1 protein-coding gene is annotated in these 22,560 nt (G+C 70.5%); it reads left to right on the top strand.

Annotation, left to right across the window (positions count from 1 at the left end; genetic code table 11):
• The first annotated feature begins 35 nt into the window (after positions 1 to 35).
• A complete protein-coding gene (locus OHS03_RS18895; RefSeq protein ID WP_328655880.1) occupies positions 36 to 22,511 on the top strand; it encodes a non-ribosomal peptide synthase/polyketide synthase in 22,476 nt (7,491 codons plus the stop codon).
• The last annotated feature ends 49 nt before the right edge of the window (positions 22,512 to 22,560 follow it).

Here is a 22,560-nt window from a genome sequence, read left to right as displayed (position 1 = left end):
CGTTGCCCGCGGTCGGTAATGGAAGGCAGTGTGCGATGACCAACCCCACTCCGGCGCGCGCGGAAACAGAACAGCTGGCAGCGCTGGTGGCGACGGTCGCGGCGATGGATCCGGCGCGGATCGCGGTCGAGTTCGATGGCGCCGCGGTGTCCTATGCCGATCTCGATGCCCAGCTCACACTGATGGCCGAGCTCACCGGTGGGGCCCTGGACGCGGACACGCTCGTGCAGGTGGTGCTCGCCGAATTGTTCCCCGGCGTGGTCGATGCCGCCGACGGGGCCTTCGGCGCACTGTTCGATGCGCTCGCGGGCGATGCGATGGCAGCGCTGGGGATGGAACCGTCGGCCGCCGCGACGCTTGTCGATCGGTTCACCGCGCAGGTCGCTCGCACGCCTGATCGGGTCGCGGTGCAGTTCGGTGACGAGGTGCTGACCTATGCGGAATTCGATGCCAGGGTGCGGGTGCTGGCGGCGCGGCTGGTCGAGTTGGGTGTCGGGCCGGAGACGCTGGTCGGGGTGGCGCTGCGACGCAGCGTGGAGTTGATCGTCGCCGTGCACGCGATCGTGCACGCGGGCGGCGCGTATGTGCCGCTCGACCCCGATCATCCGGTGGACCGGTTGCACTATGTGCTCGAGGTGGCGCGGCCGGTGGTGGTCGTGACGAGAGTCGGCGATGAGCCGGATCTGAACGGCGCACCGTCGCTGCGCACCGATGACATCGACTGGGACGCGGTGCCCGGTGAGGTCGTGTCCGGGGTGCGAGCCGGCAATACGGCCTACGTCATCTTCACTTCGGGTTCCACCGGCCGCCCGAAGGGTGTGGCCGTGACCCACGGCGCGATCGTGGCGAACCTGGTGTGGCGGCAGCGCCGCTACGGCATGACCGATACCGATGTGGTGTTGCAGAAGACGCCCTACACCTTCGATGTGTCGCTGTGGGAGCTGTTCTGGCCTCTGCAGGTGGGTGCTCGGCTCGTTATCGTCGAGCCGGGTCGCCACGGTGATCCCGCGTATCTGGCGGCGTTGATCGCTCAGCACCGGGCCACGGTGACGCACTTCGTGCCGTCGATGCTGGCCGCGTTCGTCGGTGAATTGGGCCCCGACGTGGATCTGTCGTCGTTGCGGATGGTGTTCGCCTCGGGCGAGGCGCTGCCCGCCGCCACCGCCGCGCGGCTGCGCACGCTCTCGTCGACCGCGCTGCACAACCTGTACGGGCCCACCGAGGCGGCAGTCGATGTCACCGCGCACGAGGTGACCGCGGCGGACGAGGTGTCGGTGCCGATCGGGGGTCCGGCCGATCACACCGGGCTGCTGGTGCTCGACGAGAATCTCGATCGGGTGCCGGTCGGCGTCGTCGGCGAGCTGTACCTCTCCGGTATCCAGCTGGCTCGCGGCTATGTCGCGCGGCCCGGACTGACCGCGGATCGTTTCGTGGCGAACCCGTACGACGTGGCCGGTGAGCGCATGTATCGCACCGGTGACCTGGTGCGGGAGTCGCGCGGTGAGCTGGAATACCTGGGGCGCACCGACTTCCAGGTGAAACTGCGTGGCTTGCGGATCGAGCTGGGGGAGATCGAGGCCGTGCTGGCCACGCATCCTCGGGTCGGCAATGCCGCGGTGCTACTGCATCGGCATGCCGCCGGTGAGGCGCTGGTCGGCTATGTGGTGAGCGTCGACGGGGCGGCACTCGACGAGGCCGAGTTGCTCGCGCACGCCAAGTCGTCGATGCCCGAGTACATGGTGCCCTCGCTACTGGTGCAGCTGGACGCGATGCCGACCAATGCCAGCGGCAAGCTGGATCGGAAAGCGCTGCCGGAGCCCGATTTCCGGGTTTCCGCCGCTGAGTTCCGGGAGCCCCGTACCACGGCTGAACGTGCTGTCGCCGCGTTGTTCGCCGAGTTGCTCGATGTGGAGACCGTCGGGTTGGACGACGACTTCTTCCGCCTCGGCGGCAACTCGCTGATCGCCACCCGTGCGATCGGCCGGTTGCAGGCGAATTTCGGTGTGCGGGTGAATGTTCGCGACTTCTTCGACAGCCCGACCGTCGCGGTGCTGGCGACATTGGTCGAGGACGGCGTGGCCGACGACCGGCCCGCGCTCGTCGCGGGGCCGCGTCCGGCGGTGGTGCCGCTCTCGCCCGCGCAGCAGCGGATGTGGTTCCTGAACCGGTTCGATCCGGAGACCGGTGCGTACAACATCCCGATCGCGGTGCGGTTGTCGGGTGTGCTGGATCAGGACGCGCTGCGGGCGGCGGTCGGTGATCTGATCGTGCGGCACGAGGTGCTGCGCACGGTGTATCCCGAGGTCGACGGGGTGGGGACGCAGGTCGTCCTCCCTGTCGCCGAGGCGCTCGCATCGCTCGCCGCCGAACTGCTCGACCCCGTCGGCATCAGCGCTGGGGAACTGCCCGGCGTCTTGGCCGAGGTGATCCTGCGTGGATTCGATGTCGTCGCCGCGCCCCCCGTGCGCGTGCGGCTGTTCGAGGTCGACGGCGATCACGTGTTGGTGCTGGTGGTACACCACATCGCCTCCGACGGCTGGTCGGCCGGTCCGTTGGTGCGCGACACGATGGCTGCCTACTACGCGCGTACCGAAGGCACGGCGCCGCAGTGGGCTCCGTTGCCGGTGCAGTACGCCGACTACACCCTGTGGCAACGTGCGCTCCTCGGCGAGGAAACCGCTGCCGACTCCCGAGCCGGGCGTGAGATCGCGTTCTGGCGGGACTCGCTGGCCGGGCTGCCGGACGAGTCGAGCCTGCCGACCGATCGGCCGCGCCCCGCCGTGGCATCGATGCACGGGCGCCGGGTCTTCTTCGAGCTCGATGCCGAGGTGGTCGCGGCGCTGAATGCTGTTGCCGCAGAACAGGGCGCGACCCTGTTCATGGTGCTGCACGCGGCGTTGTCGGTGCTGATCGCACGCCTGTCGGGCACTGCGGATGTGGCGATCGGCACGCCGGTCGCCGGACGCGGCGCCGCCGAACTCGACGACGTCATCGGCATGTTCGTCAACACGGCCGTGCTGCGCACTCAGGTGCGTGGCGCCGAACCGTTCGCCGAGCTGCTCGGCCGTGTTCGCACCGGGGACCTCGCCGCCTTCGACCACACCACTCTGCCGTTCGAGCGGCTCGTGGAGGTGCTCGCGCCGTCGCGTTCGGCCGGTCGCCATCCGCTGTTCCAGGTGGCGCTGTCGCTGCAGAACCTGCCGCCGACGACCTTCGAACTGCCCGGTCTGCGCGCTGCCGCCGTCGAAATGCCTTACGACATCGAGAAGTTCGATCTCTCGCTGACCCTGCGTGATTCCCCGACCATGGGTCTGTCCGGCGAATTCTCCTACGCCACAGATCTGTTCGATGAGCCGACCGTCACGCGCATGATGTCGCGCTTCACCGGACTGCTCACCGCGATCGCCGCCGCCCCGCAGACCCCCGTCGCCGATCTGCCCCTGCTGATCGACACCGAACTCGCCGAGCTCACCGCTCGCTCCGGCGGCCCGTCCACCCCCGCCCCGCTGCTGCCACAGGTGCTCGCCCGCGCCGCCGCCGACCCCACCGCGATCGCCATCCGCGACGGCGCCCGCACCCTGACCTACGGCGAGCTCGACGCCGCATCCACCCGCCTGGCCGCCCGGCTCACCGATCTCGGTATCGGTGCGGGCGATGTTGTCGCCGTGAGCATTCCGCGTTCCGCCGACTCGGTCACCGCGATCTGGTCCGTCGTGAAGTCCGGTGCGGGCTTCCTCCCGGTGGACCCGAACTATCCTGCCGATCGCATCGCGCACATGCTCTCCGATTCCGGTGCGGCGGCGGGCATCACGATCGAGGCCGTGTCGGCGGACTTGCCCACCACCGTGAACTGGCTCGCGCTCGATGGTCTCGGTTCCGCCGCGGCGACGACCGGTGGCGCCGCACCCGGTCGCGCGGTGGATCCGCTGGATCCCGCCTACGTCATCTACACCTCCGGCACCACCGGTCTGCCCAAGGGCGTGGTGATTCCGCACGGCGCGGTCGCGGCGTATCTGCCCGTGCAGGCCGGGCGCTACTTGGCCTCCGCCGATGCGCGCGTGTTGCATGTGGCGTCGCCGTCGTTCGATATCTCCGTGGCCGAGCTGCTGCTGACGGTGACCGAGGGGTCGACGATGGTTGTCGCGCCCGCCGGGGTGTTCGGTGGGGCCGAGCTGGGAGAACTGTTGCGGGTCGAGCGGGTGACCCATGTGGTCATCACGCCTTCGGCGTTGGCGACGGTGAACCCGGACGGGCTCGACGAGCTGCGCGTGGTGGTGGTCGGTGGTGAGGCGTGCCCCGTGGAACTGGTGGCACGCTGGACTGCCGCGATCCCGGGTCTGATCTTCCGCAACGGTTACGGTCCGACCGAGACGACCATCGTCACCAATATCAGCGAACCCCTCGGTGCGACAACGCCGGTCACCCTCGGCGCGCCGGTGGAGGGCACGACCGAACTGGTGCTCGACGACCGGCTGCGACCGGTGCCGGCCGGGGTGGTCGGCGAGCTGTACATCGCCGGTGCGCAGCTGGCGCGCGGGTACCACCGCAGGCCCGCGCTGACCGCCGGACGGTTCGTCACCAATCCCTTCGGCGCTCCCGGTGAGCGGATGTACCGCACCGGTGACACCGTGCGCTGGGTGCGGCGCGAGGACTCGTTCGATCTGGAGTACCTGGGCCGCAACGACTTCCAGGTGAAGGTGCGCGGTTTCCGGATCGAGCTCGGCGAGATCGACGCGGTTCTCGCCCGCCATCCCTCGGTGGACTTCGCCGCCACCATCGGCCACCGGACCGACGCGGGCGCGACCCTGCTCGTGTCCCACGTGGTGCCCGTCGCCGGCGCCACGATCGATACCGCGACCCTCCTCGCGCATACCGCCGCACACCTGCCCGCGCACATGGTGCCCGCCGCGATCGTCGCCCTCGACGCCGTGCCGCTGACCCCGGTCGGCAAGCTCGACCGGGCCGCGCTGCCCGCGCCGGTCTTCGAAACCGCCGCCTACCGGGCGCCGGAAACCGTGGCCGAGCAGGTGGTGGCCGCCGCGTTCGCCGAGGTGCTCGGGCTGGACCGGGTCGGCCGCGATGACGACTTCTTCGATCTGGGCGGCAATTCGCTACTCGCCACCCGACTGATGGCCCGCATCGGTACCGACCTCGACATCCGTATCCCGATCCGCCAGCTCTTCGACACCACGACGGTGCTGGCGTTGGCCGCGGCGGCCGACCGTCTGCGTGGCACCGGCACCGGCCCCGTGCTGGTGGCAGGACCGCGCCCCGATCCCGTGCCGCTCTCGCCTGCCCAGCAGCGCATGTGGTTCCTCAATCGCTTCGACCCCGGCTCGGCCACCGACAACATCCCGATGGCTGTCCGGCTCACCGGTGCGCTCGACATCGCCGCACTCCAGGCGGCGATCGTCGACGTGCTGGATCGGCACGAGGTCCTGCGCACCCGCTATCCGGAACTCGACGGCAACGCCGTCGCCGAGATCCTTCCGGCGGTCGGGCTCGTTCCCGAGGTTCACCCCCGAATCGTGGGCGCGGCCGAGGTGTCCGACGCCGTACGCACCTTCGCGTCCATCGGCTTCGACCTCACCGTCGACGCCCCGATTCGCGCGAGCCTGCTCCGTGTGGCAGCGAACACTGCGGCAGCGCAGGCGGATTCGTCGGAACCCGACGTCGACCGTGTGGCGGGCTCCGCTGGTGCGGAGTATGCGCTGGTCATCGTGTTGCATCACATCGCGGCCGACGGTTTCTCGTTCGGACCGCTGATCCGGGACGTGCTCACGGCCTACGGTGCGCGAGCCATCGGTGAGCACCCGAGCTGGGCGCCGTTGGACGTGCAATACGCCGACTACGCCGTGTGGCAGCACGCGGTGCTCGGCGACGCGGCCGACCCGGAATCTCTTGTGGCGAAGCAACTCTCGTTCTGGCGTGACGCGCTGGCCGGCGTGCCGGAGCAGCTGGACCTGCCCACCGACCGGACCCGGCCCGCGATCGCCTCCCGGCGTGGTGCGATGCACAGCGTCGAGATCGATGGCGAAACCCATCGCGCACTGGCCGAATTCGCTCGGGCGCAGGGCATCACGGTCTTCATGGCGGCGCACGCGGTGTTCGCGGTGCTGCTGGCGCGGTTGTCGGCGACGACCGATATCGCGATCGGCACGCCGGTGTCGGGGCGTGGTGAACGCGCGCTCGACGATCTGGTCGGCATGTTCGTCAACACCCTCGTCCTGCGCGCCGACGTGGCGCCCGCGACCTCGTTCACCGAGCTGATCGCCCAGGTCCGCGAAACCGACCTCGCCGCCTTCGGCCATGCCGACGTGCCGTTCGAACGCCTCGTCGAGATCCTCGATCCGGTCCGCTCCACCGCCCGCAACCCGCTGTTCCAGGTGATGCTGTCGCTCAACGAGGAGACCCCGAGCGCACTCGCTCTCCCCGGCCTCACTGTCGCAGGCTTCGACCTGCCCACCGGCGTCGCCAAGTTCGACCTCGAGCTCACCCTCACCGAGCACCGCGACGAGAACGGCACTCCCACAGGCATTTCCGGCGCGTTCCTGTACGCCACCGACCTGTTCGACGCCACCACCGTCGCCGGTTTCGCCACCCGTCTGCTCCGTGTTCTCACCGCGGTCCTCGCCGACCCGGCCCGCCCTGTCGGCGACCTAGACTTCCTCGACGCGGTCGAGCAGGCCCAACTCCTGACCACATTGAACGACACCGCCACCGAGACCGACCACGACGCGACGCTCGCCTCGCTTCTCGCTGAGCAAGCTGCCGCAACGCCCCACGCGATCGCCGTGGTCGTCGACACGGAACCCACCGCGGCCGATGACGTACCGACAGCGACGCACGTGCTCGCTGCTCGGGTGGCCGCGGACGGCGCGCCCCTCGGAAGCGAGGTGTCCTCGAGCGCGATCTCCCGGCTCGAACACGCGGCAGTCGATGCCATCGCCGCGCACCGCGCAGGGGGTGCGTCGCCAGAGGTGTCGCTGCACTCCGTTGGTGATTCCCTTACCGCAGTAGAGCTTTCGTACGCGGAGTTCGGTGAACGAGTCGCACGACTGGCCCGTCATCTGATCGGGGTCGGGGCGGGCCCCGGCTCGCTGGTCGCGGTCGCGATGCGCCGTGGCGCGGAGCAGTTGGTCGCCGTGCACGCTGTCCTCGCGGCCGGTGCCGGGTACGTGCCGGTGGATCCGGATCATCCGGCCGAGCGGACCGCGTATGTGCTGGCGCAGACGGCACCGGTCTGTGTGCTGACCGTTGACGGAAGCGGTGTGGCTGTGGGGGAGTCGGTGCTGGAGGTCGATGCGCTCGACCTGTCGGGACTGTCCGGCGATCCGATCACCGATGACCAGCGAGTGGTACCGCTGCGTCCCGAGCACCTCGCCTACGTGCTGTTCACCTCGGGTTCCACCGGCAGGCCGAAGGGTGTGGCAGTACCGCACAAGGCCGTCGTGAACCAGTTGCGGTGGTTGCAGCGTGCCTACCCGCTCGGCGCGGACGATGTGGTGCTGCAGAAGACGCCCTTCACCTTCGACGCGTCGGTGTGGGAACTGCTGTGGCCCTTGCACGTCGGGGCGCGGCTGGTGCTCGCCACCGCCGACGGGCATCGTGATCCGGGGTACCTGGCCGCGGCCACCGTGCGCCATGGGGTGAGCGTCGTCCAGTATGTGCCGTCCGTGCTCGCCGCCGTGGCGGCGGAACCGGCTTGCGCGCAGGCGGATTCGCTGCGACTGGTCTTCGCGGGTGGTGAGGCGCTGCCGACCGACCTGGCGCGACGGGTGCGCACGAGCACCGGCGCGACCGTGGTCAACCTGTACGGACCCACCGAGACCGCCATCCAGGTCACCACACACGAGGCCGGTGACGAGCAGAGTGCCGTGGTGCCGATCGGCGCACCGGTCGCCGATACCCGCGTGTACGTGCTGGATTCGCGCCTGCACCCCGTCCCGGCCGGTGTCCCGGGCGAGCTGTATGTGGCGGGCTCGCAGCTCGCCGACGGTTACCACGGCCGCCCCGACCTCACCGCGGAACGCTTCGTCGCCGACCCCCACGGCACCGGCGAACGCCTGTACCGCACCGGCGACCTGGTCACCTGGCGCACCGGTCCCGACGGCCCGGCGCTGCACTACCTGGGCCGCACCGACTTCCAGGTGAAACTGCGCGGCCTGCGCATCGAGCCCGCCGAGATCGAAGCGGCGATCGCCTCGGTTCCGGGCGTCGGTCGGGTCGCCGTCCTGGTCCGCTCGCACGAAGGCAGGCCCGATCAGCTCGTCGCCTACGTCGTGGGCGTCGACTCTTCGGCACTGCCCACCACCGCCGAACTCGACGCCGCGATCGCCGCGACCCTGCCCTCCTATATGGTCCCGGGTGCCTACGTCTTCCTCGACGAGTTGCCCGTCACCGCGTCCGGCAAGCTCGATCGTCGGGCACTGCCCGCGCCGGAATCGGGGCAGCTCGATTACCGCGAGCCGGCTACCGCGACCGAGCGGATCGTCGCCGCGACGTTCGCCGGGGTGCTCGATCTCGATCGCGTCGGTGCGGGCGACGACTTCTTCGCCCTCGGGGGTAACTCTCTGCTGGCGACCCAGGTGGCGGCGCGGCTCGGTGCCGCGCTCGACGCCCGGGTGCCCGTGCGGGAGCTGTTCGAGGCGAGCACCGTCGACGGACTCGCCGTGCGGCTGGACGCGCTGCGCGGGACGGGAAGCAGGCGGGGACCCGTGGCGGGCCAACGGCCGCAGCGGATTCCGCTCTCGCCCGCCCAGCAGCGGATGTGGTTCCTGCACCGCTTCGATCCGGACTCCGCCGCGTACCACATTCCGGTCGCGATCCGTCTCAGCGGCGAACTCGACACCACTGCGCTGCGTGGCGCGCTGGGCGACCTGATCGCCCGGCACGAGACGTTGCGCACCACCTATCCCGAATTCGACGGGCAGGCAACGCAGCTCGTCGGACCGGCGTTCGTGCCCGACCTCGCTGTCGCCGAGGTCGAGGCCGAAGACGTCCCCGCGGCGGTGGCCGACGTCCTCGCCGGTGGTTTCGAGATCACCACCGAGGTGCCGGTGCGCGCCGCCCTGCTTCGGGTGGCGGCGACGGAGCACGTGTTGGTGCTCGTCGTGCACCACATCGCGGCCGACGGTTGGTCGATGGGCCCACTCACCCGCGATCTGGTGACCGCCTACGCCGCCCGCGCGGCGGGTGCGCAACCGCAGCTGCCCGCGCTGGCCGTGCACTACGCCGACTACGCGCTGTGGCAGACCGAGGGCCTCGGCAGCGCCGACGATCCGGACGCACCGCTGGCCCGCCAGCTCGACTACTGGACACACCGGCTCGCGGGCCTGCCCGATGTCCTGACGCTGCCCGCCGACCGGCGCAGGCCGCTGATCGCCTCCAACCGGGGCGCCACCTTCACCACGACCCTCGACGCGGACCTGCATCGCGGCATCGAGGAACTGGCTCGCGCACACCGCGCCAGCCCGTTCATGGTGCTGCACGCGGGACTGTCGGTCCTGCTGGCACGGCTCTCTGCCGGTGGCGACATCGTCGTCGGCACACCCGTGGCCGGTCGCGGTCATCGCGAGCTCGACGACATCGTCGGCATGTTCGTCAACACGCTCGTGCTGCGTGCGCGGGTCGACGCCGATACCCGCTTCGGCGATCTGCTCGACGAGGTACGCGCGGGCGACCTCGATGCCTTCGACAATGCCGATGTGCCGTTCGAGAGCCTGGTCGACGCGCTGAATCCGGCTCGCTCACAGGGCTACTCACCGCTGTATCAGATCTCGCTCGCCTTGCAGAACCAGCGCAGGACCGCGTTCGAACTGCCCGGCCTCACGCTGTCGGGGCTGACCCTGCCGGACGCGCCGATCGAAGTGGACCTGGACTTCACCTTCGTCGACCGCTTCGCCCCGGACGGCGCGCCCGACGGCCTCGACCTCGAACTGCGCTACGCCACCGACCTTTTCGACGCCGACACCATCGTGACGATGGTGGGCATGCTCGAGCGCCTACTGCGAGGCGCGGTCACGGCACCCGCCACCGCTGTCGGTGACCTCGCCCTGCTCGCGGACACCGACGAGATCACGCTGCCGACGGGTCCGCACGGCGACGTGGTCGCCCTCGACGGCGCACTGGCCGAGCTGGGCGTGCGCGCCCCGCTGGCCGCGCACCTGCTCGACGCGGCGGCCGCGCGTGATCCGCAGGCCGTCGCGGCGGTCTTCGAAGGCGCCGAGATCACCTACGGTGCGCTCGCCGCCAGGGCCAACCGCTTCGCCCGCAGACTGATCGATTGCGGAGTCGGCCCGGAAACACCCGTGGCCGTGGCTGTTCCGCGCGGCATCGAACTGCTGGTGGTGCTGCACGGTGTGCTCGCCGCCGGTGGCGTATACGTGCCGATCGATGCGACCCTGCCCGCCGATCGCATCGGGCACGTGCTGGCGACAGCGACCCCGCGACTCGTCGTCGTCGCGTCCGCCGGTGACCTCGACCATGTGGACAGCGGGATCCGATCCGCCACGGCCTCGGTGCATTTCGCTGCCGCGTCGCGTTCCGGGTTCCCGGTGCTGACCGTCGCACAGCTCGAGGAATCGGTGCCGGGCGCCGACGCGGGAACACCGCTCACCGATGCCGAACGCCTTGCGCCGCTGCACCCCGAGCATCCGGCCTACGTGCTGTTCACCTCCGGCTCCACCGGTACGCCGAAGGGCGTGCTGATCTCGCATCGCGCCGTAGTCAACGAAATCTGCTGGCTGCGTGGCGAATACGGCATGACAGCGGCGGACCGCTTCCTGCAGCGCGCGCCACTCACCTTCGACGTCTCGCTCTGGGAGCTGCTGGCCCCCGCCCTGCTCGGCGCCCCGCTGGTGCTGTTGCGGCCCGGCGGACACCTCGACTTGGCGTATCAGGCGCGCGTGATCCGTGAACAGGCCGTCACCATCATGGAGATCGTGCCGTCGGTGCTGGCCGCGATGCTGGCCGAAGCGCTCGGCGATGCGCTGAGCGGACTGCGGATGCTGCACGTGGGTGGCGAGGAACTGCCCGCCCCGCTCGCGGCGACCGTGCTCGCCGCGATCCCCGGCGAGCTGCACAACACCTACGGCCCCACCGAAGTGGCGATCACCAGCACGTTCCAGCAGATCACCGCGCCGGTCGAGCAGACCGAGATGCCCATCGGCAGGCCGACCTGGAATGTGCGCGCCTACGTGCTCGACGAACGGTTGCACCTGGTGCCCGGCGGCGTCGCGGGCGAGCTCTACCTCGCGGGCGATCAGCTGGCTCGCGGCTACCTCGGCAGGCCCGACCTGACCGCCGACCGCTTCGTCGCCGATCCGTTCGGGGTCGACGGTGCCCGCATGTATCGCACCGGCGACCTCGTGCGCCGCGATCGCGACGGCGCGCTGGTCTACCTGGGCCGCAACGACTTCCAGGTGAAGCTCCGCGGACTGCGGATCGAGCTGGGCGAGATCGAGGCCGCACTCGGCGACGCGCCCGGCGTCACCCACGCGACCGTGCTGCCGGCCACCGACGACGCGGGCCGCCAGTGCCTGGTCGGGTACGTCGCGGGCGATGTCGACATCGTGGCGGTGCGCGCGCACGTCGCCGGCCGGGTGCCCGCCTACATGGTGCCCTCGCACCTGGTGGTGCTCGATACCGTGCCGCTCAACTCCGCGGGCAAGCTCGATCGCGCCGCCCTGCCCGCCGCCGACCTGTCCACCACCACCGAATACGTGGCGCCGCGACCGGGTGCGCAGACCGCGCTCGCCGGTGTGATCGGCGAGTTGCTCGGGGTGGCGCGCGTGGGTGCCAACGACGACTTCTTCGCCGTCGGCGGCAACTCGCTGCTCGCGATGCGACTGGTGGCCCGAGCCAATGCGGCCCTCGGCAGCGCGCTGGACGTGCGCGATGTGTTCGACGCACCGACCGTCGCCGGACTCGCCGAGCGTGCGGGCACCGGCCGCGAGCAGTCGCCCCCGCTGACCGTCGTACGACCGCGCCCGGATCGGATCCCGCTGTCGCTGGCGCAGACTCGCCTGTGGTTGCTGAACCGGATCGATCCCGACTCGGCCGTCTACACCCTGCCGATCGCGCTGCGCCTGACCGGCGACCTCGACACCGATGCCCTGTGGGCGGCACTCGCCGATGTCCTCGACCGGCACGAATCACTGCGCACCATTTTCCCGGAAGACGCCGACGGTCCGACCCAGGTGGTTCTGCCCGTCGACGCGGTGCTGCCCGCCACTGTCGTGCGAGAGATCACCGAGGCCGATCTGGCCGAGACGGTGCGCACCATCATCGGCGAGGGTTACGACCTGACCACCCAGCCCCCGTTGCGCGCCGCGCTGCTGCGTCGCGCTGCGCACATCGAACCTGCGAGCAGCCGATCGGGTGACGTGGTGACACGCCCCGCTGCGGTCGATCACGCGGTCGAGCACGTGCTGGTGCTCGCTGTGCATCACATTGCGGCCGATGGTGTGTCGACCACGCCGCTGGCCCGCGACCTGATCACCGCCTATGCCGCGCGCGTCGCGGGGACAGCTCCCGGATGGGAGCCGTTGCCGGTGCAGTATCCGGACTTCACCCTCTGGCAGCACGCCGTGCTCGGCGATGCCGCCGAGCCGCAGTCGCGGCTGGCGCGGCAGCTGGCGCATTGGCGCGACGAATTGGCCGGGGTCGCACCGGCTCTCGAATTGGCGACCGATCGGCCACGGCCCGCCGTGCGCGGCGGTGCGGGTGGCGCGGTCGGGTTCGATGTGCCCGCCGAGGTGGTCGCCGGGATCGAGGCAACGGCGCGTCGCCACGGGGTGTCCACCTTCATGGTGGTGCACGCGGCGTTCACGGTGCTGCTGTCGCGTCAGGGCGCCGGCGCGGATGTTCTCGTCGGCACGCCGGTCGCCGGGCGGGCCGATGCCGCGCTCGACGACCTCGTCGGCATGTTCGTCAACACCCTCGTGCTGCGGACGACGGTCGACGCCGGTGCCGGGTTCGCCGAGTTGCTCGCCGAGGTGCGGGCGGCCGATCTGCGGGCCTTCGCGAACGCGGACCTACCGTTCGAGCGGCTCGTCGACGAGCTGAATCCGGTGCGCTCCACGTCGTATTCGCCGATCGTGCAGGTGATGCTGGCGTTCGAGTATCGCGAGGACACCGTCATCGAACTGCCCGGGCTGCGGATCGACGAGTTCGCGCTGCCCGCGGCGACCACCCAGTTCGATCTGTCGCTGGCGATCAACGAGATCGTCGGCGCCGCAGGCGAACCCGGGATGCGCGGATGGCTGCGCTATGCCACCGACCTGTTCGATCACGACACGGTCGCCGAGTTCGGCGCGCGTTTCGTGCGGGTGCTGAGCGCGGTCGTCGCCGATGACAGCACGGCGGTCGGCGAGATCGATCTCATGGATGCGGCACAGACCGCTCAACTCGCGGCGTGGAACGACACCGTCGCTCCGCTGGACGCCGACGCGACACTCGTCTCGCTGTTCGCCGCGCAAGCCGTGCGTACTCCCGACGCGGTCGCGCTCGAATTCGAAGGGACGCCGATCACCTACGGCGAGTTCGCTGTTCGCGTCGCCCGCTTGGCGCGGTGGTTGATCACCGAGCAGGTAGGACCCGGTGCCGTTGTCGGTGTCGGGCTGCGGCGCGGCATCGATCTGCTGGTGGCGATCTATGCCGTGCAGGCCGCGGGCGCCGCGTATCTGCCGCTGGACCCCGATCATCCGGCCGACCGGATCGCCGATGTTCTTGCGACCGCGGCACCGGTCTGTGTGCTGGCAGCTGCCGACTTCCCCGACACCGGCACGCGCGTGGTCGAGCCCGCCGCGCTCGACCTGTCCGGGTTCGCTACCGGCCCGGTGACCGATGCCGATCGGCTCCGGCCCCTGCGTGGCGCTGACCTGGCCTACGTGCTGTTCACCTCCGGCTCGACCGGTAAGCCCAAGGGCGTCGCGGTGACCCACACCGCGATCGTCAACCGCCTGGTCTGGATGCAGGACGCCTACCGGCTCGATGCCGCGGGCACCGTGTTGCAGAAGACGCCGATCACCTTCGACGTCTCGGTGTGGGAGCTGTTCTGGCCCTTGCAGATCGGCGCCAGCTTGGTGATCGCCCGCCCGGACGGGCACCGTGATCCGGTGTATCTGGCCGAGCTCATCACCCGTACCGGAGTCGACGTGGCACACTTCGTGCCGTCGATGCTGGCGGCCTTCCTCGCCGAACCGCTCGCCGCCGACTGTGTTTCGCTGCGGCAGGTGTTCGCTTCCGGCGAGGCGCTGCCTGCCGTGGATGCCCAGCGCCTGCGCGCGCTGATCCCCGGTGTCGCCGTCCACAACCTGTACGGGCCCACCGAGGCCGCCGTCGACGTCAGCTTCCACGAGGTCACCGACGCCGACACCGTGACGGTGCCGATCGGCGCCCCGGTCGCCAACACCGCCCTGCACGTGCTCGACCCGCGCCTGCGACCCGTTCCCGTCGGCATGCCCGGCGAGCTGTACCTGGCCGGCGTCCAACTGGCGCGCGGCTATCTCGGCCGCCCCGACCTGTCCGCCGACCGCTTCGTCGCCAACCCCCTCGGCGCCCCCGGTGAGCGCATGTACCGCACGGGCGACCTCGTGGTCCGTACCCGCTCGGGTGAACTGAATTACCTGGGCCGCACCGACTTCCAGGTGAAGCTCCGCGGTCTGCGCATCGAACTCGGCGAGATCGAGGCTGTCCTCGCCGGGCTCGAGACCGTCGACCGCGCCGTGGTCACCGTCCGCGACGACGGCACGGGCGAGTACCTCACCGCCTACCTCGTCCCCGCGCAACAGATCGGGGACGGCGTCGACGCGATCGGTGCCGCTGTCGGCGATGATCTCGCGGCCGGTATCGCGGCGATCGACCTGGATGTGGTGAAAGCGTCTCTGCAGAAGGCACTTCCGGCCTACATGGTGCCGAGTGCGTTCGTCGTCCTCGGTGCGTTACCGATCAATGCCTCCGGCAAGCTCGATCGGCGGGCGCTGCCCGCGCCGGAGTCGGTCGCTCGTGCATTCCGTGCGCCGTCGACGCCGTCGGAGCAGCTGGTGGCCGGAGTCGTCGCCGAGGTGCTCGGTGTCGAACTGGTGGGCGCCGACGACGACTTCTTCGATCTCGGCGGCAACTCGCTGATCGCGACCCGGGTCGCGGCACGGCTCGGAGCGGCGTTGAACCGGCAGGTGCCGGTGGCGCGGATCTTCGAGGCGCCGAGAGTGGCCGCGTTGGCCGCCGCGCTCGATGCCGACGGCGGCGCGGCCCGACTGGCACTGGCGGCGGGGGAGCGGCCTGCTTCGATTCCGCTCTCGCCCGCCCAGCAACGCATGTGGTTCCTCAATCGGTTCGATCCGGATTCGGCCGGGTACAACGTGCCGATCGCGGTACGACTCGGTGGCGTGCTCGACCTGGACGCGCTCGCCACCGCGGTGGATGACCTCGTCGGTCGGCACGAAGTACTGCGGACCTACTACCCCGAGACCGCCGACGGGCCGGAACAGCGGATCCTGCCTGTCGGCGAAGCCGGTGTCGCACTGCGGATTCGCGATATCGACGCGGCCGAGATCGTGGGGGCGGTGACGGCGCTGGCCGCCACCACCTTCGATGTCACCGCGGGTGTGCCGTGGCAGGTGGTGCTGTACCGGATCAGCGCCGACGAGGCAGTGCTGGCCATGGTGGTGCACCACATCAGTGCCGACGGCTCGTCGGTGCCGCCGCTGGTGCGTGACCTCATGACGGCCTACCTCGCACGCCGCGACGGTGTGGCACCGCGGTGGACGCCACTGCCGGTGCAGTACGCCGACTACGCGCTGTGGCAACGGGCCGTGCTCGGCGACGAAGCCGATCCCGGCTCGGTGGCCGCCCGCCAGCTCGACTTCTGGCGCGGCGAACTCGCCGACCTCCCCGACGAGCTGGCGCTGCCGCTGGATCGGCCGCGCCCGGCCGTGCGGAGCCTCGCCGGCGGCACCGTGCCGGTGACCCTGGACGCCGACACCCACGCTCGACTCGGCGCACTGGCCAGGGATGCCGGAGCCACGCTGTTCATGGTCGTGCACACCGCGTTCGCCGCGCTGCTCGGACGGCTCTCGGGCAGTGCCGACATCACGGTCGGTACGCCGGTCGCCGGGCGTGGTGAGGCCGCGCTCGAAGACCTGATCGGCATGTTCGTCAACACGCTGGTCTTCCGTACCCGCCTGCGCGCGGGAGAGTCCTTCGAGGAGTTGCTGATTCGCCAGCGCGCCACCGATGTAGCGGTGTACGCGAATGCCGAGGTGCCGTTCGAGCGCCTCGTCGAGGTGCTCGATCCGACCCGCTCCACCGCTCGGCATCCGCTGTTCCAGGTCGGCTTCTCGTTCCAGAACTTCGAGCGTGCCGAACTGGCGCTGCCGGGGATCACCGTGTCGGGGCTCGACACCGAGAACGAGCTGTCGCAGTTCGATCTGCATCTCATCGTCAGCGACGAGTACGCGGCCGACGGGACCGCCGCCGGCGTCACGGGCGTGCTCACCTACGCGCACGACGTCTTCGACGCCGAGACGGCCATCACGATCGGTGCCCGCCTGGAGCGGCTGCTCGCCGCCGTCGCCGCCACCCCGCGCACGCCGCTGGATTCCCTGGATGTGCTCGAGCCCGCCGAGCGGCACCGCATTCTGGACGACTGGAATGCCACCGCGCACGAAATCGACCGCACCGCAACGCTGCTCACGCCCTTCCGGGCCCAGGTGTCGGCGCATCCCGCTGCTCCGGCGCTGGTCTTCGACGGCACGGAACTGACCTACGCGGCGTTCGACGACCGGGTGAACCGGTTGGCCCGTCACCTGATCGCCGAAGGCGTCGGCCCCGAGGTCCTCGTCGCCCTGGCGATGCGGCGCTCGATCGACCTCGTCGTCGCCATCTACGCGGTGCTCACCACAGGCGGCGCCTATGTGCCCGTCGATCCCGACCATCCGGCCGACCGCATCGCCCAGATCCTCGACACCGCGCGCCCCCGGCTCGTGCTGACCACCAGCGGGGACGAGTTCGGCGATTCCTCGGACCAGCGAATTGTCACGGTGGACGAGATCGACACCGGCAGGTACCCCGGCCGCCCGGTGACGGACGGCGAACGCCGTGCGCCGCTGCGGGATTCGAACGCGGCCTACGTACTGTTCACCTCCGGCTCGACCGGAAGGCCGAAGGGCGTGGCGATGAGCCATGCCGCGATCCACAACCAGATCGCGTGGCTGATCGAGCAATACCAGCTCGACGGTGACGACGTGTACCTGCAGAAGTCGGCGGCCGGGTTCGACCTGTCGGTCTGGGGGTTCTTCGCCCCACTCGCCGCGGGCGCGACCCTGGTGCTCGCCACCCCCGAGGGGCACCGCGACCCGATCTATCTCGCCGAACTCGTCGCCGCGCAGCGGATCACCGTCGTCGACTTCGTGCCGTCGATGCTGGCGATGTTCGCCGCCCACGCCGCCGCCGACCAGCTGGCGAGTCTGCGGCTGGTCTTCGCGATCGGTGAGGCGCTCACCCCGGAGGCGGTCGGCGCGCTGCGTGCGAAATCGTCTGCCACCGTGCACAACCTGTACGGGCCCACCGAAGCGGCGGTCTCGGTCACCGCTTGGCCCGCCGACGGCGCGACCGGACAGACCGTGCCGATCGGTGTGCCCGCGTGGAACACCAGGGTCTATGTGCTCGACGAGCGGTTGCGGCCGGTGGCTCCGGGTGTCGCCGGTGAGCTGTACCTGGCCGGTGCGCAATTGGCTCGCGGTTACCTCGGTCGGCCCGACCTGTCGGCGGATCGCTTCGTCGCCGACCCCTTCGCCGGCGCGGGGTCACGCTCCGGTGGCACGGCGGGCGCCCGCATGTATCGCACCGGCGACCTGGTGCGCTGGACTCGCGACGGCGTGCTCGTCTACCTGGCGCGCATCGACTTCCAGGTGAAGTTCCGCGGTCAGCGCATCGAGCTCGGGGAGATCGAGACCGCGTTGCGGGGATCGGACGGGGTCGGTCAGGCGGCGGCGGTGGTCTCGGCGAGCGCGACCGGCGATCGGCTCGTCGGCTATGTGGTGCCGACGCCGGGCGTCGAGTTGGATCCGGCCGCGCTGCGGTCGGCCGTTAGCGCGGTGTTGCCGTCGTACATGGTGCCGTCGGTGATCGTCGTGCTCGACGCGTTCCCGCTCAACACGTCCGGCAAGCTCGATCGGAAAGCCCTGCCCACACCGGAATTCGTGGCGAGGCCGTTCCGTGCCCCGGTCACGACGGCCCAGCGCGCGGTGGCCGAGGTGTTCGGTGAGGTGCTCGGGCGCGAGCAGGTCGGTCTCGACGACGACTTCTTCGAACTCGGCGGCAACTCGCTCATCGCGACCAGGGTCGCCGCCCGACTCGGCGCGGCCTTGTCGACCCGGGTGCCGGTGCGGACCCTGTTCGAAGCCACCACGGTCATCGACCTGGCGGCCATGCTCGCCGTGCGGGCAGGCAGTGGCGTGGGGATCGCGCTGACAGCGGGTGAGCGGCCCGCGCGGATTCCGCTGTCGGCCGCCCAGCAGCGCATGTGGCTGCTCAATCGCCTCGATCCCGACACCGCCGCCTACAACATCCCGATCGCGGTGCGGCTCACCGGCGATGTCGATGCCGTCGCGCTGGCCGCCGCGGTCACCGATGTGCTCGACCGGCACGAGGTGCTGCGCACGGCCTACCCGGCGATCGATGGGATCGGGCATCAGGCGGTGTGGGAGTTCGTGCCGACGCCGGTGGTGGAGACGGTCGATCCGATCGCGGTACCGGCGATCGTCGCGGCCGAGATCGGGCGCGGATTCGATGTCACCGCCGCCCCGCCCGTGCGGGTGCGCGTACTGCGCTGTGCCGCTGACGAAGTGGTGCTGGTCGTGGTGATCCATCACATCAGCGCCGATGGTTTCTCCGCCGGGCCGCTGCTGCGCGACACCACCGCCGCCTACCTCGCCCGCCGCGCGGGCGCCGAACCCGGTTGGGCGCCACTGGAAGTCCAGTACGCCGACTACACGCTGTGGCAGCGGGCGGTGCTGGGCAGCGAGGACGACGCCGAGTCGGTCGCCGCACGACAGCTGCGATTCTGGCGCGGCGAACTGGCCGGGCTGCCCGAACTGCTCGACATCCCCGCCGACCGGCCGCGTCCGGCGGTCGCCTCGCATCGCGGCGCGAGCGTCGACACTGTGGTGCCGCCGACGGTATGGCAGCGGGTGGGTCAGGTGGCTCGTCGCGTCGACGGGAGCGAGTTCATGGTCGCTCACGCCGCGCTGGCCGCGTTGCTCGCACGACTGAGCGGCACCGGCGACATCGCGATCGGCACCCCGGTGGCGGGCCGCGGTGAGCAGGCACTCGACGATCTCGTCGGCATGTTCGTGAACACGCTGGTGCTGCGAACCGGTGTCGATCCCGGCGCCTCGTTCACCGCGCTGCTGCGCGAGGCCAGGCGGGTGGACCTGGACGCCTTCGAGAACGCCGAGGTGCCGTTCGAGCGGCTCGTCGACGTGCTCGACCCGGCCCGCTCGACCGCGCACAGCCCGTTGTTCCAGGTGATGCTCGCCTTCCAGAACCTGGCCGCGAGCCCGGTCGAGGTGGTCCTGCCCGACCTCACCGTGACCGGACTGCAAGCCGACGTCGCCGTCGCCAAGTTCGACCTGGACCTGGTACTCGCCGATACCGCCGACGGTGGCTGCGCGGTGAGTCTGACCTACGCCACCGACCTGTTCGACGCCGCGACCGCGGCTCGCATCGTCGAGGGCTACGTGCGGATGCTCGACGCGGTGACGGCGAATCCGGAGGTCATCGTCGGCGATGTCGACCTGCTCACCGCCGACGACCGCCGGATGCTCGAGAGCTGGTGCGACACCGCGCATGCCGACGCGGCGGGCATTCTGCCGACGGCCTTCGACCGCCAGGTCGCCGCGACGCCGGAGGCTGTCGCGCTCGTCGACGGCGACACCGTTCTCACCTACGCCGAGTTCGCGGCGCGGGTGAACCGGCTCGCCCGTCATCTGATCGAACACGGAGTGGGACCGGATCACGCGGTGGCGGTAGGAGTTCGGCGCTCGGCCGACCTGCTTGTCGGTGTGTACGCGGTACTGGCGGCGGGTGGAACCTATGTGCCGATCGATCCTGATCATCCGGCCGAGCGGATCACCCGCATCCTGCGGATCGCGCAACCGGTGTGTGTGCTCACCACCAGCCGCGATGCTGTGGACCTCCCGGTGCGCGGGCACGATGTGGTCGCGCTCGACACCGTCGATCTCGCGGGATTCCCGGTCGGGCCGATCGCCGACGCCGAGCGCGTGTCGCCCTTGCTCCCGGAGCACACGGCGTACGTGATCTTCACCTCCGGGTCCACCGGTCTGCCCAAGGGCGTCGGTGTTCCGCATCGCGCGATCGTCAATCAACTCGACTGGTTGGCGCGGCGTTTCGGGTTCGCGGCCGGTGACACCGTGCTGCACAAGACGCCGACGACTTTCGATGCCTCGATCTGGGAACTGCTGCTGCCGCAGCGGGTGGGCGCGCGCACGGTCATCGCCCGGCCCGGCGGACACGGTGATCCGGCCTACCTGGCCGAACTCGTCACCGAACACCGCATCGACACCGTGCAGTTCGCACCGACGCTGCTCGCGGCCTATACCGCGCACCTGCAGGTCCGCCCCGACCTGGTCGACACCGACCGAGCCGGCGGTCCGCTGCGGTGGGTGTTCGCGGGCGGCGAGGCACTGCCCGCGGCGCTGGCGCACCAGGTGCGGGCGCTGACCGGCGCGGAGGTGGTGAACCTGTACGGGCCCACCGAGACCGCGGTGCAGGTGAGTTCGCATGTGGTGACAGACGGCGACGTCGTGACGGTGCCGATCGGTGCGCCGGTGTGGAATACCGGGCTCTACGTGCTCGATGCGCGGCTGCGGCCGGTGTCGCCCGGGGTGACCGGGGAACTCTATGTCGGCGGCGCGCAGCTCGCGCACGGGTATGTCGGGGCTGCCGAGCTCACCGCGGAGCGGTTCGTGCCGGATCCGTTCGGTGCGCCCGGCGCTCGGATGTACCGCACCGGCGACCTCGTGCGGCTGCGTGGAATCGACACTCCCGCACTGGAATACGTGGGTCGTGACGATCTCCAGGTCAAGCTCAACGGTCAGCGCATCGAACTCGGCGAGGTGGAGGCCGCGATGCAGCGCCTGCCGAGGGTCGCGCAGGCCGCGGCCGCTGTGGTGGCCGGGGTCGGCGCAGACCGGCTGGTCGCCTACGTCGTCATGGCGCGTCGCCAGGAGTTCGACGGTGCCGGAGTTGGCGCGACACACGATGGTTCGGGCTTCGACGCGGTGGCACTGCGTGCGGCGCTGGCCGCGGAATTGCCCGGCTACCTGGTGCCGGCGGTGGTGCTCGAGCTGGACGCGTTGCCGGTCAACACGTCCGGCAAGCTCGACCGCGCCGCGCTGCCCCGACCGGAACTGCGCCAAGCCACCTACCGGGCGCCGATCACCGAGACCGAGCAACTCGTGGCGGGCGCGTTCGCCCGGGTACTCGACCTGGACCGAATCGGCATGGACGACAACTTCTTCGACCTCGGCGGCAACTCCCTCACCGCGGTCCAGCTGTCCTCACGACTGAGTGAAGCGCTGGGCGGCGCGGTGCCGGTGGCGTGGTTCTTCACCGATCCCACACCCGCTGTCGTCGTGGAACGGCTACGCGCCGAAGTCGATTCGACCGACGACGCGTTCGCGGTTCTGCTGCCGCTGCGTGCGGGCGGCACCGGCGCGCCACTGTTCTGCATCCACCCGGTGGGCGGTGTGTCCTGGTCGTTCGCCGGGCTCACCCGCCACCTCGACCCGCAGCGCCCGATCTACGGGTTGCAGTCGCCTGCCCTCACCGCCGACGAACCGCTGCCCGCCAGCATCGACGACTGGGCCGAGCGCTACATCGCGGCCATTCGCGAAGTACAGCCCCAAGGGCCCTACCACCTGCTCGGCTGGTCGCTGGGTGGGCTGCTGGCCCACGCCGTCGCCACAGGCTTGCAAGCCGACGGTGCGCAGGTGGCACAGCTGGCGATGATGGACAGCTGGCTCGGCGACGGACCCGAACAGACCCCGATGCCCACCGTCGGTGACCTGCTCGGCGGCCTCGCCGGTGAGGATCTCGCCTTCGATACCGACGGTCTCGCCGACGCGGCCGCGAACATCGGCGGACCACTGGCCGCCCTCGACCGCGCCCGCATCGCCCGCATCATCGACGCGGCCACCGCCTCGATGCGGATGGTCGACGACTACCGTCCGCGCCGCTTCGACGGCGACCTCGTCTACTTCGCCGCCACTGTCGACGACCCCAGCGGGTCGCGCGGCGCGGCCAGTTGGACAGACGCCGTCGAGGGCGCCGTCCACCGGCACGGCATCGACGTCACGCACTGGGCGATGGCGGGCGAGGCCGCGCTCGCCCGGATCGCCGACGTCCTCGACGGGAGCGGATCCGGTACGAGCGGGGCCCCCACGACGAGGGCCGATGCACGGGCGGGGGCGATGGGCGCATAGAATCCAGGAGCCGGCCGTCGTGCCTGCTGCCTGCACGATGAGGCAATAC

The sequence above is a fragment of the Nocardia salmonicida genome, from assembly GCF_036142455.1.
GTDB classification, from domain to species: domain Bacteria; phylum Actinomycetota; class Actinomycetes; order Mycobacteriales; family Mycobacteriaceae; genus Nocardia; species Nocardia salmonicida.
This window is presented reverse-complemented; position numbering and strand designations above follow the sequence as displayed.